This is a genomic window from Leifsonia sp. McL0618, from assembly GCF_049994905.1.
Taxonomy (GTDB): Bacteria; Actinomycetota; Actinomycetes; order Actinomycetales; family Microbacteriaceae; genus Diaminobutyricibacter.
The window spans coordinates 3260236-3274198 of the sequence record NZ_CP188258.1 but is presented as its reverse complement, the minus strand read 5'-3'; the positions used below and the strand labels follow the sequence as shown (position 1 = coordinate 3274198).

The window sequence follows — 13963 nt, the reverse complement described above, 5'->3', positions numbered from 1 at the left end:
CCCCGGTAGATTAGGAGCATGACTTCGCCATACACCTTGATCCTCCTCCGCCATGGTCAGAGCGAGTGGAACCAGAAGAACCTGTTCACCGGCTGGGTCGACGTTCGGCTCAGCGAACAGGGCATCGCAGAGGCCAAGCGTGCCGGCGAACTGCTCGCCGAGTCGGGCCTGCTTCCCGACATCCTGTTCACCTCCGTGCTCACGCGGGCCATCCAGACGGCGGACTACGCGCTCGAGGTCGCCGACCGGCTGTGGATCGACGTGAAGCGGTCGTGGCGCCTCAACGAGCGGCACTACGGTGCACTCCAGGGACTCGACAAGGCCGAGACGCTCGAGAAGTACGGTCCGGAGCAGTTCCAGCTGTGGCGCCGCTCGTTCGACGTTCCGCCGCCTCCGCTCGCCGACGACAGCGAATGGTCCCAGGCGAACGACCCGCGCTACGCGGGACTCGGCGACGACCTGCCGCGCACGGAGTGCCTCAAAGACGTCATCGACCGCATGCTGCCCTACTGGGAGTCCGACATCACCGCTGAGGTGGCGACCGGCAAGACGGTGCTCGTGACCGCGCACGGCAACTCGCTGCGCGCGCTGGTCAAGCACCTCGACGGGATCTCCGACGACGACATCGCCGAACTGAACATCCCGACCGGCATCCCGCTCGTGTACCGGCTCGACGAGAACTTCGCGCCGCTCGCCCCGGGCGAATACCTCGACCCCGAGGCCGCGGCGGCCGGGGCGGCCGCTGTCGCCGCCCAGGGCCAGAAGTAAGCCGCCCCTCGCACCTTTCGCGTGCGCTCAGCACACGTCGATGTCTCAGCTGGCGAGTTCGGGAGCCCAGTCGCCGGTGCCGAGGTAGTGGACCTTCTTCGCGATGGACACCGCGTGGTCGGCGAAGCGCTCGTGGTACCGCGAGGCGAGGGTCGCATCCACCGTGTCGACGGCCTGGCCTTTCCAGGTCTCGCCGAGCACCTTGTCGAAGACACTGACGTGCAGTTCGTCGATGCGGTCGTCTTCGTTACGGATCTCGTCGGCGAGCTCCAGGTCCTGGGTGCGCAGCAGCTCGGCGAGCTTCTCGGCGATGACCACATCGAGCCGGCCCATCTCGGCGAACGTGCCGCGCAGGCTCTTCGGCACCACCTTGTCAGGGAAGCGGTACCGCGCGAGCTGGGCGATGTGCTCGGCCATGTCACCCATGCGCTCGAGCGATGCGCTGATGCGGAGTGCACTGACGACGATGCGCAGGTCGCGCGCGACCGGCTGCTGGCGAGCGAGGATCTGGATCGACAGTTCGTCGAGGATCACCGTCAGCTCATCGATCTTGGTGTCGTCGGCGATCACCGTCTCGGCAAGCGTCACGTCGGAGTCATTGAACGCCTGCGTCGCATTCTTGATGGAGATGACGACGAGCTCAGCGATCTCGACAAGGCGATCCTGAACTTCCCGCAGCTCCTGCTGGAATACTTCACGCATCGGTTTCTGGTCCTTCCTGGCGCGAGCGCGCACAGATGGGGGAGCCCTTTGACCCCGAATTCATGATGTCCAGAACAGGTTAACGAACGGTGCCCGGAGCCTGAACACTGTCTAAAGTACCGCGGCCCCCGCTCCGATGTCGTGCGTCGGTGCCCTTGCGGGTCAGTACGCTTGCAATTATGGACTCCACCTGGTTGGTGCTGCTGTCTCTGGCACTCGGCCTTGTGGTCGGCGCGGGATTCGTGGCCATCCTTCATGTGGCCGCGCGGCGCGGCGCCCACGCCGCAGAGGTCGCGAGCCCTGCCGTCCCCGACGGGGTCGACCAGGTCATCGACGCACTCGAATCGGCCGCCATCGTCGTCGATCCGTCGAACAATGTCATCAAAGCGTCGCCGGGCGCCCTGGCGATCGGGCTGGTCTGGAACCAGGCGCTCGTGCATCCGCACCTCGCCGACCTCGTCGCCCGCGTGCGCCGCACCGGTGACCCGATCACGGAGGAATGCGAACTCGCGCGCGGGCCGTTCGGCGATGCGAACATCCACCTGGGGGTGCGCGTCGCGCGCCTCGGCTCGCGCTACATCCTCCTGCTGGCCGAGGACCGGACAGAGTCGTTCCGCCTCGAGAACGTGCGGCGCGATTTCGTCGCCAACATCAGCCACGAGCTGAAGACCCCGATCGGGGCCGTCGGCCTGCTCGCCGAGGCTCTCGACAGTGCATCGGAAGATCCGGAGCAGGTGCGCCGGTTCGCCCATCGGCTCAGCGAGGAATCGCAACGCCTGGCCCGCATCACGCAGGACATCATCGAGCTGTCGCGGCTTCAGGCGGCGGATGCGCTGACCGACGCCGAGCTCGTCTCGGTCAAGCAGGTCATCAGTGCCGCCGTCGACCAGAACCGCGTGGCCGCGGAGGTACGGGGGATCGAGCTCGCGATGCGCGGGGACAAGAGGGCAGAGGTCTACGGGGATGAGACCCTGCTGGTCACCGCCGTGCACAACCTCATCTCCAACGCCATCCAGTACTCACCGCCGGGTTCGCGCGTCGGCGTCGGCGTGCGCACCGTCGACGGTGTCGTCGAGATCGCCGTGACCGACCAGGGTGAGGGAATCCCCGAAGAAGACCTCGATCGCGTGTTCGAGCGGTTCTTCCGCGTCGACCAGGCCCGGTCCCGCCACACCGGCGGCACGGGCCTCGGACTCGCCATCGTCAAGCACGCCGTGCAGAACCACGGCGGCGACATCCGCGTCTGGTCACAGCCCGGCCGCGGCTCCACCTTCACCATCCGCCTGCCCGAAGCATCACACGACGCCGCCGCGCGTCCAGCGATAGGAGAAACCACGTGACCCACATCCTGCTTGTCGAGGATGAAGCTGCACTGAGCGAACCGCTGGCGTTCCTGCTCAAGCGCGAAGGCTACGACGTGACCGTGGCCGAGGACGGCCCGACCGCACTCTCCGAGTTCGATCGTCTCGGTGCCGACCTCATCCTGCTCGACCTGATGCTTCCCGGGATTCCGGGAACCGAGGTGTGCCGCGAGATCCGCGTCCGGTCGTCGGTGCCCATCATCATGCTGACGGCGAAGGACTCGGAGGTCGACATCGTCGTGGGGCTCGAACTCGGGGCCGACGACTATGTGACCAAGCCGTACTCGACGCGCGAGCTGCTCGCGCGCATCCGCGCCGTCCTCCGTCGCCGGGTCGAGACCGACGAACTCGAAGACGACGGCATCCTCGAAGCCGGATCGGTGCGGATGGACGTCGACAAGCACACGGTCGCCGTCAGCGGCAGCGAGATCCCCATGCCGCTGAAGGAATTCGAGTTGCTCGAACTGCTGCTGCGCAATGCCGGACGTGTGCTCACCCGCGGACAGCTGATCGACCGGGTGTGGGGGAGCGACTACTTCGGCGACACGAAGACGCTCGACGTGCACATCAAGCGCATCCGTTCACGCATCGAGGACAACCCGTCGGACCCGTCCATGCTCGTGACGGTACGTGGACTCGGCTATCGCTTCAACGCGTGACGCCCTGAGGCGCTACGGCGTCGACGTCGGCGTCGGGGTGGGTGTTGACGTCGGGGTGGGCGTCGACGTCGCCTCGGGTGCCGGTGGCGACGTGGCGAGGGATTTCGCGACCACGTGCGCCGGCGTCAGGTCTGCATATTCGGGCAGGCCGCCGTCGAGCACGGGAACACGAAGGGGAAGCCCGGTCTGTGCGCCGTACTGGAAGTACAGCGGGTAGAGGCTGCCCGGGATCGAATTGAGGTCCTGGAGGAGGATGACCGTGCCGCCTGCTTCGCCGATCTGCTTCGTCTGGCCGGCACCCACGGTGACGTAGGTCGACTCGTTGGAGCCGGTCGCGCGCTCGATCTGCACGCGGTGCGGCACCGAGCCGTTGTTGACGATGGTCACGACGAGGTTGCCCGTTGTGCCGTCACCGGTCACGATCAGGGCGTTGCGCACGGCGATGTCGTTGCCGACGTTGCCGCTCACGCCATCGCTCGCGTCGTAGTGTCTCGTGGTCGACTGCGGGGCCAGGAAGCCGCACCCTGCAGTACCGAACGTGACCGCGATCGCCAACACGATGGATGCCGCGATTCGTGCTCTCACAAGACCCTCCAAGTCGTTCCGCGTGGCCTTGAAAGTGGCCGTCGATGGGCGGAATGCGCTTCGAGTTTAGCCTATTGGGGAGGGGCCCCCGGGGCAGGCAGGGCGAACTCTACCACCGGGTCTCTGTGGTATCCTAGAGGTTGCTGAAGGGACATCAATCTATGCTTTTCGAGGTTGGCGAAACCGTCGTATACCCGCACCACGGTGCCGCGACAATCACCGAAGTCAAGAAGAGAACCATTAAGGGTGAAGAGAAGCTGTACCTCAAGCTCAATGTGACTCAGGGCGACCTGACCATCGAGGTTCCGGCCGAAAACGTCGACCTCGTCGGCGTCCGGGACGTGATCGGCAAAGAGGGCCTCGACCGCGTGTTCGAGGTTCTGCGCGCTCCGTTCACCGAGGAGCCCACCAACTGGTCCCGCCGCTACAAGGCGAACCTTGAGAAGCTCGCTTCGGGCGACGTGATCAAGGTTTCCGAGGTCGTGCGCGACCTGTGGCGTCGCGATCAGGACCGCGGGCTGTCCGCGGGTGAGAAGCGCATGCTTGCGAAGGCACGTCAGATCCTCATCTCCGAGCTCGCGCTCGCAGAGAAGACTGACGACGAGAAGGCGTCGACTCTGCTCGACGAGGTCCTCGCCTCCTAACCCAGGTATCGCGAACGTGACCGTTCCGGTCGAGTGTGACGCTTCGAATCGTCACTCTGGACCGGAACGGTCACGTTCGTTCTGTTTAAGCGTGCCCCCGCCGGCTCGGGCTGGGCGGGATCGCGTACTCTCGAACGCATGAGCGAATCGAGCGGGCCACGCATCGCCGTGATCGTCGTGGCGGCGGGCAGCGGCACGCGGCTCGGGGCGTCCGCGCCCAAGGCCTTCGTGCCCGTCGGTGGCATCAGCCTGCTCGGCCGATCCCTCTATACCGTGCTCGGAATGCGCGAGCCTGCCCAGGTCGTCGTGGTTGCACCGGCGGAGTTCGTCGCAGACGCCGAAGTGATCGCGGCCGACGTCGCCGGTGTCGCTGCCGCATCCGTCACCGTCGTCGCCGGTGGTGAGACGCGCCAGCAGTCCGTTCTGGCAGGTCTCCGGATGGTGCACGACTCCGCGCAGGTCGTGCTCGTGCACGACGCGGCCCGCGCGCTCACTCCCAGTGCGTTGTTCGACAGGGTCGTGGCCGAGGTCGACGCCCGCCGCCACGGCGTCATTCCCGGCCTTGCCGTGAGCGACACGATCAAGCGAGTGGATGCTCGACAGGACATCGTCGAGACCGTCGACCGCTCCGCCCTCTCCGCGGTGCAGACACCCCAGGGCTTCCCGAAAGACGACTTGCTCGACGCGTATGCCCGTGCGACGGATGAGGCGACGGACGATGCGGCGCTGGTCAGCGCATCCGGCCGCCGTGTCAGCGTCGTGCCGGGTGACCCGCTCGCGTTCAAGATCACGACTCCGTGGGACCTGCGCCGTGCAGAGGAGCTCGTCTCCCGGCGCGACGACAGCCCGCGCATCGGCGTAGGCACGGACACGCACGGGTTCGACCCCGACGCAGAACTCTGGCTCGCCGGACTGTACTGGCCGGGCGAGGCAGGACTGGCCGGGCACAGCGACGGGGATGCGGTGGCGCATGCCATCACTGATGCCCTGCTGTCCGCGGCGGGGCTCGGCGACATCGGCGGTGCGTTCGGAACAGACGATCCGCGATTCAGCGGCGCCCACGGTGAGGTGTTCATCCGCGAAGCGCGGCGGATGGTCGAGGGGGCCGGCTACCGCGTCGGCAACATCGCCGTTCAGGTGATCGGTAATCGTCCGAAGTTCGCACCGCGTCGTCATGAGGCTGAGGCGTTGCTGAGCGAGTTCGTCGGGGCGCCGGTATCCATCAGCGCAACGACGACGGACGGTCTCGGGTTCACCGGTCGCGGCGAGGGTGTTGCGGTCATTGCGACGGCACTTCTCCTCCACAACGTGTGACCCGCGATCCGGTTTCGACACATCAGAGAGGCCGCGCGTCGGCCGTCGAGGCCTGCCCGTAGGCTAGACGCGTGACTGTGCGACTCTACGACACCCGGGCCCAGGCGCTCCGTGACTTCCGCCCCATTACCGATGGCGCGGTCGGCATGTACGTCTGCGGGCCCACGGTGCAGTCTTCGCCGCACATCGGGCACCTGAGGTCCGCGCTCGTCTATGACATCCTTCGCCGCTGGTTCACGCATCGTGGCTACGACGTGACCCTCGTGCGCAACGTGACCGACATCGACGACAAGATCCTCGTGAATTCGTCGGCTGCGCAGGCCGAAGGCAGTTCGGAGCAGTGGTGGGCTCTCGCCTACCGGTTCGAGCTCGAGTTCACCGCGGGCTATACGGCGCTGGGTGTGCGGCCGCCCACCTACGAGCCGCGTGCGACGGCAAGCATTCCGCAGATGCAAGACCTCATCCGCCGGCTCATCGACACCGGGCACGCCTATGTCGCGGGCGACGAGTCGGGCGACGTCTATTTCGATGTGAAGAGCTGGCCGGCCTACGGCGAGCTCACACGTCAGAGCATCGACAACATGGAGCCCGCCGCCGACGCCGACCCCCGCGCCAAGCGTGACGCCCGCGATTTCGCGCTGTGGAAGGGCCGCAAAGACGATGAGCCGGAATCGGCATCGTGGCCGAGTCCGTGGGGAGACGGCAGACCGGGCTGGCACATCGAATGCTCGGCAATGTCGGAGCGTTACCTCGGCACCAACTTCGACATTCACGGCGGCGGCCTCGACCTGCGCTTTCCGCATCACGAGAACGAGCTCGCCCAGTCGACCGCTGCTGGTCATGCGTTCGCCAACTACTGGGTTCACAACGGGCTCGTGAACGTCAACGGCCAGAAGATGAGCAAGTCGCTCGGCAACTCGGTCTACGCAGCAGACCTGCTAGGTCAGGCCAGGCCTCTCGTGATCCGCTACTACCTGGGCGCGGCGCACTACCGCTCGACGATCGACTTCAATGACGGATCGCTGGCCGAGGCAGAGGCCGCGCTCGAACGCATCTCCGGGTTCTTCGATCGGGTCGACCGCCGGCTCGCTTCCACCCGGTTCGCCGGGGTCGGCGCTCCGGTCATTCCGACCGCGTTCGCCGAGGCGATGGATGACGACCTCGCCGTGCCGCAGGCACTCGGCGTGCTGCACGATACCGTGCGTTCAGGAAACGCGGCACTCGATGCGGAAGACTTGGAGGCGGCGGCGATCGCACGCGGGCAGGTTCTCGCAATGACGAACGTGCTGGGCATCAACCCCCTCGCACCAGAATGGAACACCGCGGGGGACACGGGCGCACGCTCGGCGTTGTCCGCCCTCGTCGAGCGACTGCTCGACGATCGGCAGGCGGCACGGGCGAATCGCGATTTCGCCTCCGCCGACCGGATCCGCGACGAACTCGTGGGAGCCGGAATCACCATCGAAGACACCCCGACGGGTGCGCATTGGAGTGTTGAACAGTGAAGAACAGCGGCGGAAAGCCTCGCGCAGGAGCGGTGCGGAAAGCGCGACGCGGCCCCCAGGTCGGCTCAGGCGGCCAAGGGCGACAGGCACTCGAAGGCAAAGGTCCGACCCCGAAGGCTGAAGATCGCCCGTACCACCCCGCCGGCAAGGCGAAGGCGGCGCGTGAGCGGTACTCGGCGGCCGGAGGCAAGGGTGCGCCCGGACAGTCGCGCGGCGGCCGCCCGGATTCGGCACCCCGAACCCAGACGCGGCGGCCGAAGGCCGCTGACGAGAGCGAGGTCGTGACCGGTCGCAACTCGGTGCTCGAGGCGCTTCGTGCCAAAATCCCCACGTCGACGCTCTACATCGCGTCGCGCATCGAGGTCGACGATCGGGTCAAGGAGATCCTGTCGATCGCAACAGGGCGGGGCATCCCGATCCTCGAGATCATGCGCCCGGAGCTCGACCGCATCGCGGGCCGCGACTCGGTGCACCAGGGCGTCGCCCTCAAGGTGCCGCCGTACGAGTATGCACACCCGGTCGAACTGCTCGACCTGACGATCAGCCGCGGCCAGAAACCGCTCTTCGTCGCGCTCGACGGCATCACCGACCCGCGCAACCTCGGGGCGATCATCCGCTCGACCGCCGCATTCGGCGGTCAGGGTGTCATCGTGCCGCAGCGGCGGTCGGTCGGTATGACCGCGGCCGCGTGGAAGACGTCTGCGGGAGCAGCCGCCCGTACTCCGGTCGCCATGGCGAGCAACCTGACGCAGACGCTCAAAGCGTTGAAGGAACGTGGGGTCTTCGTTCTCGGTCTCGACGGTGGTGGAGACGTCTCCCTGCCAGGCCTCGAACTCGCCGACCGTCCCGTCGTCGTTGTCGTCGGCAGCGAAGGAAAGGGCCTGTCGCGGCTCGTCACCGAGACGTGCGACGCGATCGTCTCCATTCCGATCAGCGCTTCGACCGAATCGCTCAACGCCGGAATCGCGGCCAGCGTCACCCTCTACGAGATCTCGAAACTCCGCGCTGGAGCTAAGGGGATTGCATAGCAATCCTGCGCGCTGGAGCTCAGGGGATTGCATAGCAATCGCGCGACGCCAGCGCCGAGCGAGCTACGCTCGCGAGGAAGACCTCTCGCGAGCACTGTCACACCTTCGCGCGCCAGTCGTCCTCGTCGTCGGTGATCGTGCCGATCGCCCCGGTGATGACCGGGATGCTCAATGTTTCGGTGGGCGGACCGATGACGGTCGCTTCGTCGCGGCGGTGACGCAGAACATCCTTGATGTAGGAGGTCAGCGCCTCGGCGAGCGGTACGTCCCGTCCCTCATCCTGTGACATGAACCAGCGGTGCTCGAGCAGTTGGTGGAACACTTCGGCGGGTTCCAGCTTGCCTTTCAGGTCGGAAGGGATCGCGCGGACGATCGGCTCGAAGACACGCATCAGCCACTCGTGAGCCATCGCCTCCTCATCGAGGCCCGCCTTGCCGAGGGTTGCAGAGTACGAGTCGAGATCGTTGAGCAGGCGCCTAGCCTGGTTCTCCTGGGCGTCGAGGCCGGTGAGTCGCAGCAGCCTGCGCTGGTGGTGGCCCGCATCCACGACCTTTGGCTGGATGCGCACCGTGGTGCCCTTCTCATCGGTCTTGATCGCGAGCTCCTCGATATCGAACCCGAGTTCGTTCAGGCGGTCGACACGTTTGCTGATGCGCCAGCGCTCCGAGGTCGCGAACGATTCACTGCCGGTCAGCTCCTTCCACAGGGAGCGGTACGCGGCGACGATACCGTTCGACACCTTGATCGGGTCGAGTTCCTCATCCACACGTCCGCCCGCTTCGAGATCCATCAGCTCGCCGGCGATGTTGACTCGCGCGATCTCGAGGTCGTTCTCGCGCTGGCCGTTCGAAAGGCCGCCGCCGTAGAGCTGCCCGGTTTCGGCATCCACCAGGTACGCGGCGAAGGCGCCGGCGTCGCGACGGAAGAGAGTGTTCGACAGGGAGACATCTCCCCAGAAGAATCCGACGATGTGCAGGCGCACCAGCAGAACGGCGAGGGCGTCGACCAGGCGGGTCGCGGTGTCAGGACGCAGGGTCTGCGAGAACAGCGCGCGGTAGGGGAGCGAGAACTTGAGATGCCGGGTGACGAGCACCGCCTTGAGGGGGTCGCCCTCATCATCCGTTCGGTTGTTGATCACGGCCACGGGGTCGACACACGGGATGTCGAGACGCTGCAACGTTCGGAGCATCTCGTATTCGCGTTTGGCGAGCTCGGCCGTCGTCTCCTTGATCGCGATGACATATCCGGAGAGGTTCGCGAACCGTACGAGGTGGCGCGAGATGCCCTTGGGAAGGATCGCGATGTGGTCGTTCGACCATTCGTCGAGCGGCAGGTTCCACGGAAGGTCGAGAAGGGCCGGATCGACGGTGGCCGCAGTGATGTTGAGGGAGCCGCTCATGCAAGAAACCTATCGGACGAGGCTGGAAAGCCCGGAAATGCGCAGTGCCGTGACCCCAGGAGGAGCCACGGCACTGTGCGTGAAACGGATGGAACGGATTAGTCGACGACTGCCCCACCGAGACGCTCGCCCGTCTCCGCGTTGAAGGTGTGCACGTGGCCGACCTTCGGGGAGATGTAGACGGTGTCACCTGCGTTGGGGTGCACGCGACCGTCGACGCGACCGACGATGTCGGTGCGCTTGCCGTCGATCTCGGTGTGACCGTACAGGTAGCCGTCTGCACCGAGCTCTTCGACCAGGTCGACCGCGACCTTGAGGCCCGAGTTCTCCGTAGTGGAGACGACCACGTCTTCGGGACGGACGCCGATAGTGACCGCCTTTCCGGCGCCCGCGAGGGTCTCGCGCTCGACCGGGACGACCGCAGTGCCGAACTTGACGCCGCCGTCGACGACATCAGCCGAGAACAGGTTCATGGCAGGGCTCCCGATGAAGCCGGCGACGAACACGTTGTTCGGCTGCGCGTAGAGGTCACGCGGGGTGCCGACCTGCTGGAGCACGCCATCCTTGAGGACCGCGATGCGGTCGCCCATGGTCAGAGCCTCGGTCTGGTCGTGCGTGACGTAGACGGTCGTGACGCCGAGACGACGGGTCAGCGACGCGATCTGCGTACGTGTCTGGACGCGGAGCTTGGCGTCGAGGTTCGACAGCGGCTCGTCCATGAGGAACACCTGGGGGCTGCGCACGATCGCACGGCCCATGGCGACGCGCTGACGCTGACCACCGGAGAGTGCTTTCGGCTTGCGGCCGAGGTAGGGCTCGAGGTCGAGCAGCTTCGCGGCTTCGAGAACGCGGGCGGCACGCTCATCCTTGTTGACGCCGGCGATCTTCAGGGCGAAGCCCATGTTCTCGGCGACCGTCATGTGCGGGTAGAGAGCGTAGTTCTGGAACACCATCGCGATGTCGCGGTCTTTCGGCGGAACATCCGTCACGTTGCGCTCACCGATGAAGATGTTGCCGTCGTTGACCTCTTCGAGGCCGGCGAGCATGCGCAGGGAGGTGGACTTTCCGCAGCCGGAAGGACCGACGAGAACTAGGAACTCACCGTCTGCGACCTGCAGGTCGAGTTCGTCGACGGCGGGGCGGGTGGAACCGGGATAGAGGCGTGTTGCCTTGTCGAACGTTACTGACGCCATGATGTAATTACTCCTTCACCGGCAGGTACGTGCCGGACGATCCGTAGTGAATGGATATGGTGCTGCCCCGAATGGGCGACAGTGACCACCACTCATAGTATGGCATCGGCGACGGTGCCGTTCACCCGGACTCTCATGAGGCGCACCGCGCAGGCTCAGGCGCTGTTTGGTCGTTTCCCAGACTGCCGAACTACTATCTCCATTGCGTTTGCATGAACTGTGAATGCCCATTCAGACCCCCGGAGTGAATATCAATGACCCACGGCGGACCTACCGACAGTCGTCCCTCGAGAAATGACCGGCGCGAGGCGGCACGGGAGAAGGCTCGCCAGCTCCGCGTAGAGCAGAAGAAACGCGACCGGCGCAACAAGGTGTTCCTGCAGAGCGGGATCATCGTCGGCGTGCTCGCCATCGCAGCTGTCGTCGTCCTGATCATCGTCAGCGCCATCCGCCCGCCTGTTCCGGGTCCGGCGAACATGGCCAGCGACGGTGTCGTCGTCGGTGCCGGACTCAAAGTCGTGCCGACCGAATCGCTCGCGGCGGATGCGTCGCCGATCGCCTCGACGCCTGATCCCTCTGGCAGCGTGGTGAGCATCCGCATGTACATCGACTACCTCTGCCCGTTCTGCGGTGAGTTCGAGAAGACCAACGGCGACCAGCTCGGTGAGTGGGCGAAATCCGGGGCGGCGACCGTCGAGGTGCATCCGATCGCCATCCTGACGAGTCACTCCGCAGGAACCAAATACTCACTGCGTGCAGCCAATGCGGCGGCCTGTGTGGCCAACTACTCAGGCGACCAGTTCTGGAACTTCCATCGCCTGCTGTTCGAGAACCAGCCCCAGGAGGGCGGTCCGGGTCTGACGGATGCGCAACTCAAGGGATATGTGAGTTCCGCGGGAGCCAAGAACGTCACATCGATCGACAAATGCATCGATGACGGCACCTATACGACCTGGGTGGCGAATGCGACAGACCGTGCGCTGGCGGGACCCATCCCGAACTCGAACGTCCCCAAGCTCACCGGAACCCCGCTCGTCATCGTCAACGGCAAGCAGTACACCGGTTCGCTGACCAGTGCGGACGACTTCAAGGCGTTCGTTCTTCAGGCCCAGGGTGATGCCTATTCGACGGCGACGCCCACCCCGTCACCCTCCAAGTGACGTCGCTCGCTGCCCGATCCCTCTAGTATTGACAGTCGAGACGGGCACGCCCGCCTCATGCCGGCCTGGCGCAATTGGTAGCGCACCGCTCTTGTAAAGCGGGGGTTACGGGTTCGAGTCCCGTGGCCGGCTCCAGGGATCCTCGTGATTCCGTGGAAGTAGGGGACGCGGCAGTCACCCTCCACGGGCCCAAAAAGACAAATCAAAGCCCCGTTTGCTCTTTTCGATCGCGATCGCGGGCAAACAGCGACGATTCGTACCACCGGTCGCTAAGGGCTACCGCCCTCCCGCGAGGGTCAGCAGCCTGAACCCAAGATCGCGAGCACTGGACACCGAAACTATGCGTTCGCGGACGCGGGAACACCACTTCGGCCAAGCCCCAGGCCAGTAGCGGCCGCGTCAATTCGAGGACCGTCCGGTGTGATGAAGTCTCCAACTCCTCCTTAGAGCCTAAGAGAACTCCTTCTTTTCTCACCTCGGAGAACTCCGGCGGACATCTACTTGACACCTCCGAGTTGACCGCTCATACTGTTCCGGCTTGAGGGAAAAATCGTTTTATATAAATCGATTCGGAGATGAGGAGACGACGGAGTCATGTCGCTAGAAGTGGGTCTGAAAGAGGTGGCGTTTCGGGCGGGCGTGAGCCCATCGACCGCCTCGAACGCGCTTTCCGGTGCTCGTCCGGTCTCTGAGCAGACCCGGAAACGGGTATTCGCCATCGCCGAGGAATTGAACTACCGGCCGAATCTGGTGGCTCGTGGGCTACGCCGTCAGGAGACGCGGACGATTGCCTTGCTCGTCGCCGACATCGCCAACCCGTACTATCCGGCGGTCGCTCGGGCAATCCAGGACCGGATCGGCGCTCACGGGTACGTGTCATTCATAGGGAACACCGACGGTGATCCGAAGGCCGAAGTGCGGGTGTTGGAGGAGATGCGGGCGCGAAGCGTCGACGGGGTCATCATGAGCACAATGGCCTTGTCGCCGGAGCGCATCCGAAACGTCGTCGGACCGACGATGCCTCTCGTCCTCATCACCGGCGAGTGGGTCGAGACCCCGAACCCACACGTGGTTCGCAAGTTGCGTGCTGACGAGGTCGGTACCGACGACGCGATGGGGATCAAAGAAGCCGTTGACCATCTCCGCGGCCGAGGCGTCACCGACATCGGATTCATCAGCGGCCCGGCCGGTTCTGTCCCCGGCGACGGGCGGCTGGAGCGGTTCCGCGACGCGATGGCTGAGGCAGGACTGAGCGTCAACGAGGCTTGGATCGAACAGTCTGCAGGCTACGTGCTGGAGACCGGGTACGACGCGGCCGATCGTCTTCTGTCGCGACCAAGCCGTCCCAAAGCGATCCTGTGCGCAAACGACCTCATCGCCATCGGCGTTCTCGAAGCGGCCCGCGACAACAAGCTGGACGTTCCCACCGAGCTTTCGGTGATCGGCTTCGACGACATCCCGACGGCCAAACATGTGAGTCCGCGGCTCACGACGATCATCAACCCGGCAAGGCTCGTCGGGTACGCCTGCGCCGACGCGCTCATGCGACGGATGGAGCACCCGGACGCGCCCTTCGAGCACACGGCTCTCGCGACCCATTTGGTCGCTCGCGGCTCGGCGTGACCATCTCTCCCCACAGAAAGAA

The 13963-nt window shown here is 65.4% G+C and carries 13 protein-coding genes and 1 tRNA gene; 10 read left to right on the top strand and 4 right to left on the bottom strand.

Translation table 11 applies throughout. The features are described from left to right. Window positions 1–18 precede the first annotated feature (18 nt). Window positions 19–768, top strand: a complete 750-nt coding sequence (locus ACPPVQ_RS15850; RefSeq protein ID WP_426516098.1) for a phosphoglyceromutase — start codon at window positions 19–21, stop codon at window positions 766–768. A gap of 45 nt (window positions 769–813) precedes the next feature. On the opposite strand, the gene phoU is transcribed toward ACPPVQ_RS15850, so the two are convergent. Beyond that, window positions 814–1470 carry a phosphate signaling complex protein PhoU gene (gene phoU / locus ACPPVQ_RS15845; protein WP_426516097.1) on the bottom strand — a complete coding sequence of 219 codons (657 nt, stop codon included), beginning with the start codon at window positions 1468–1470 and terminating at the stop codon, window positions 814–816. A gap of 179 nt (window positions 1471–1649) precedes the next feature. Here phoU and ACPPVQ_RS15840 point away from each other — a divergent pair, with 179 nt between their 5' ends. Then, window positions 1650–2810 carry a sensor histidine kinase gene (locus ACPPVQ_RS15840; protein ID WP_426516096.1) on the top strand — a complete coding sequence of 387 codons (1161 nt, stop codon included), beginning with the start codon at window positions 1650–1652 and terminating at the stop codon, window positions 2808–2810. Beyond that, window positions 2807–3490, top strand: a complete 684-nt coding sequence (locus ACPPVQ_RS15835; protein WP_426516095.1) for a response regulator — start codon at window positions 2807–2809, stop codon at window positions 3488–3490. The genes ACPPVQ_RS15840 and ACPPVQ_RS15835 overlap by 4 nt, the downstream gene beginning before the upstream one ends. Before the next feature lie 12 nt (window positions 3491–3502). On the opposite strand, the gene ACPPVQ_RS15830 is transcribed toward ACPPVQ_RS15835, so the two are convergent. Then, entirely contained in the window at window positions 3503–4075 is a 573-nt protein-coding gene (locus ACPPVQ_RS15830; RefSeq protein ID WP_426516094.1) for a hypothetical protein, read from the bottom strand. 161 nt (window positions 4076–4236) lie between these two features. Here ACPPVQ_RS15830 and ACPPVQ_RS15825 point away from each other — a divergent pair, with 161 nt between their 5' ends. The 4 genes from ACPPVQ_RS15825 (at window position 4237) to rlmB (ending at window position 8566) form a co-directional block, all read left to right on the top strand. Then, window positions 4237–4719 carry a CarD family transcriptional regulator gene (locus ACPPVQ_RS15825; RefSeq protein WP_426516093.1) on the top strand — a complete coding sequence of 161 codons (483 nt, stop codon included), beginning with the start codon at window positions 4237–4239 and terminating at the stop codon, window positions 4717–4719. A 138-nt stretch (window positions 4720–4857) separates the two neighbouring features. Beyond that, window positions 4858–6033, top strand: a complete 1176-nt coding sequence (gene ispD, locus ACPPVQ_RS15820) for a 2-C-methyl-D-erythritol 4-phosphate cytidylyltransferase (RefSeq protein ID WP_426516092.1) — start codon at window positions 4858–4860, stop codon at window positions 6031–6033. 71 nt (window positions 6034–6104) lie between these two features. Next, window positions 6105–7538, top strand: a complete 1434-nt coding sequence (cysS, locus tag ACPPVQ_RS15815; protein ID WP_426516091.1) for a cysteine--tRNA ligase — start codon at window positions 6105–6107, stop codon at window positions 7536–7538. Beyond that, a complete protein-coding gene (rlmB, locus tag ACPPVQ_RS15810) occupies window positions 7535–8566 on the top strand; it encodes a 23S rRNA (guanosine(2251)-2'-O)-methyltransferase RlmB (RefSeq protein WP_426516090.1) in 1032 nt (343 codons plus the stop codon). The genes cysS and rlmB overlap by 4 nt, the downstream gene beginning before the upstream one ends. 97 nt (window positions 8567–8663) lie before the next feature. Here the strand turns inward: rlmB and ACPPVQ_RS15805 are convergent, their stop codons facing one another. Further along, window positions 8664–9965 carry a DUF4032 domain-containing protein gene (locus tag ACPPVQ_RS15805; RefSeq protein WP_426516089.1) on the bottom strand — a complete coding sequence of 434 codons (1302 nt, stop codon included), beginning with the start codon at window positions 9963–9965 and terminating at the stop codon, window positions 8664–8666. 98 nt (window positions 9966–10063) lie between these two features. Beyond that, window positions 10064–11158, bottom strand: a complete 1095-nt coding sequence (locus tag ACPPVQ_RS15800) for an ABC transporter ATP-binding protein (RefSeq protein WP_426516088.1) — start codon at window positions 11156–11158, stop codon at window positions 10064–10066. A 254-nt stretch (window positions 11159–11412) separates the two neighbouring features. Here ACPPVQ_RS15800 and ACPPVQ_RS15795 point away from each other — a divergent pair, with 254 nt between their 5' ends. The 3 genes from ACPPVQ_RS15795 to ACPPVQ_RS15785 all read left to right on the top strand — a co-directional run bounded on the left by ACPPVQ_RS15795 (window position 11413) and on the right by ACPPVQ_RS15785 (window position 13941). Continuing rightward, window positions 11413–12318, top strand: coding sequence for a DsbA family protein (locus tag ACPPVQ_RS15795; RefSeq protein ID WP_426516087.1), 906 nt, complete (start codon window positions 11413–11415; stop codon window positions 12316–12318). 59 nt (window positions 12319–12377) lie between these two features. Next, window positions 12378–12453 (top strand) — tRNA-Thr (locus ACPPVQ_RS15790). A 459-nt stretch (window positions 12454–12912) separates the two neighbouring features. After that, a complete protein-coding gene (locus tag ACPPVQ_RS15785; RefSeq protein WP_426516086.1) occupies window positions 12913–13941 on the top strand; it encodes a LacI family DNA-binding transcriptional regulator in 1029 nt (342 codons plus the stop codon). Window positions 13942–13963 lie beyond the last annotated feature (22 nt).

Coding starts and splice junctions, on each gene's coding strand:
- ACPPVQ_RS15825 (WP_426516093.1), top strand. CDS start 4,237: ATGCTTTTCGAGGTTGGCGAAACCGTCGTATACCCGCACCACGGTGCC.
- ACPPVQ_RS15850 (WP_426516098.1), top strand. CDS start 19: ATGACTTCGCCATACACCTTGATCCTCCTCCGCCATGGTCAGAGCGAG.
- ACPPVQ_RS15785 (WP_426516086.1), top strand. CDS start 12,913: ATGTCGCTAGAAGTGGGTCTGAAAGAGGTGGCGTTTCGGGCGGGCGTG.
- ACPPVQ_RS15805 (WP_426516089.1), bottom strand. CDS start 9,965: ATGAGCGGCTCCCTCAACATCACTGCGGCCACCGTCGATCCGGCCCTT.
- ispD (WP_426516092.1), top strand. CDS start 4,858: ATGAGCGAATCGAGCGGGCCACGCATCGCCGTGATCGTCGTGGCGGCG.
- ACPPVQ_RS15800 (WP_426516088.1), bottom strand. CDS start 11,158: ATGGCGTCAGTAACGTTCGACAAGGCAACACGCCTCTATCCCGGTTCC.
- ACPPVQ_RS15840 (WP_426516096.1), top strand. CDS start 1,650: ATGGACTCCACCTGGTTGGTGCTGCTGTCTCTGGCACTCGGCCTTGTG.
- phoU (WP_426516097.1), bottom strand. CDS start 1,470: ATGCGTGAAGTATTCCAGCAGGAGCTGCGGGAAGTTCAGGATCGCCTT.
- ACPPVQ_RS15795 (WP_426516087.1), top strand. CDS start 11,413: ATGACCCACGGCGGACCTACCGACAGTCGTCCCTCGAGAAATGACCGG.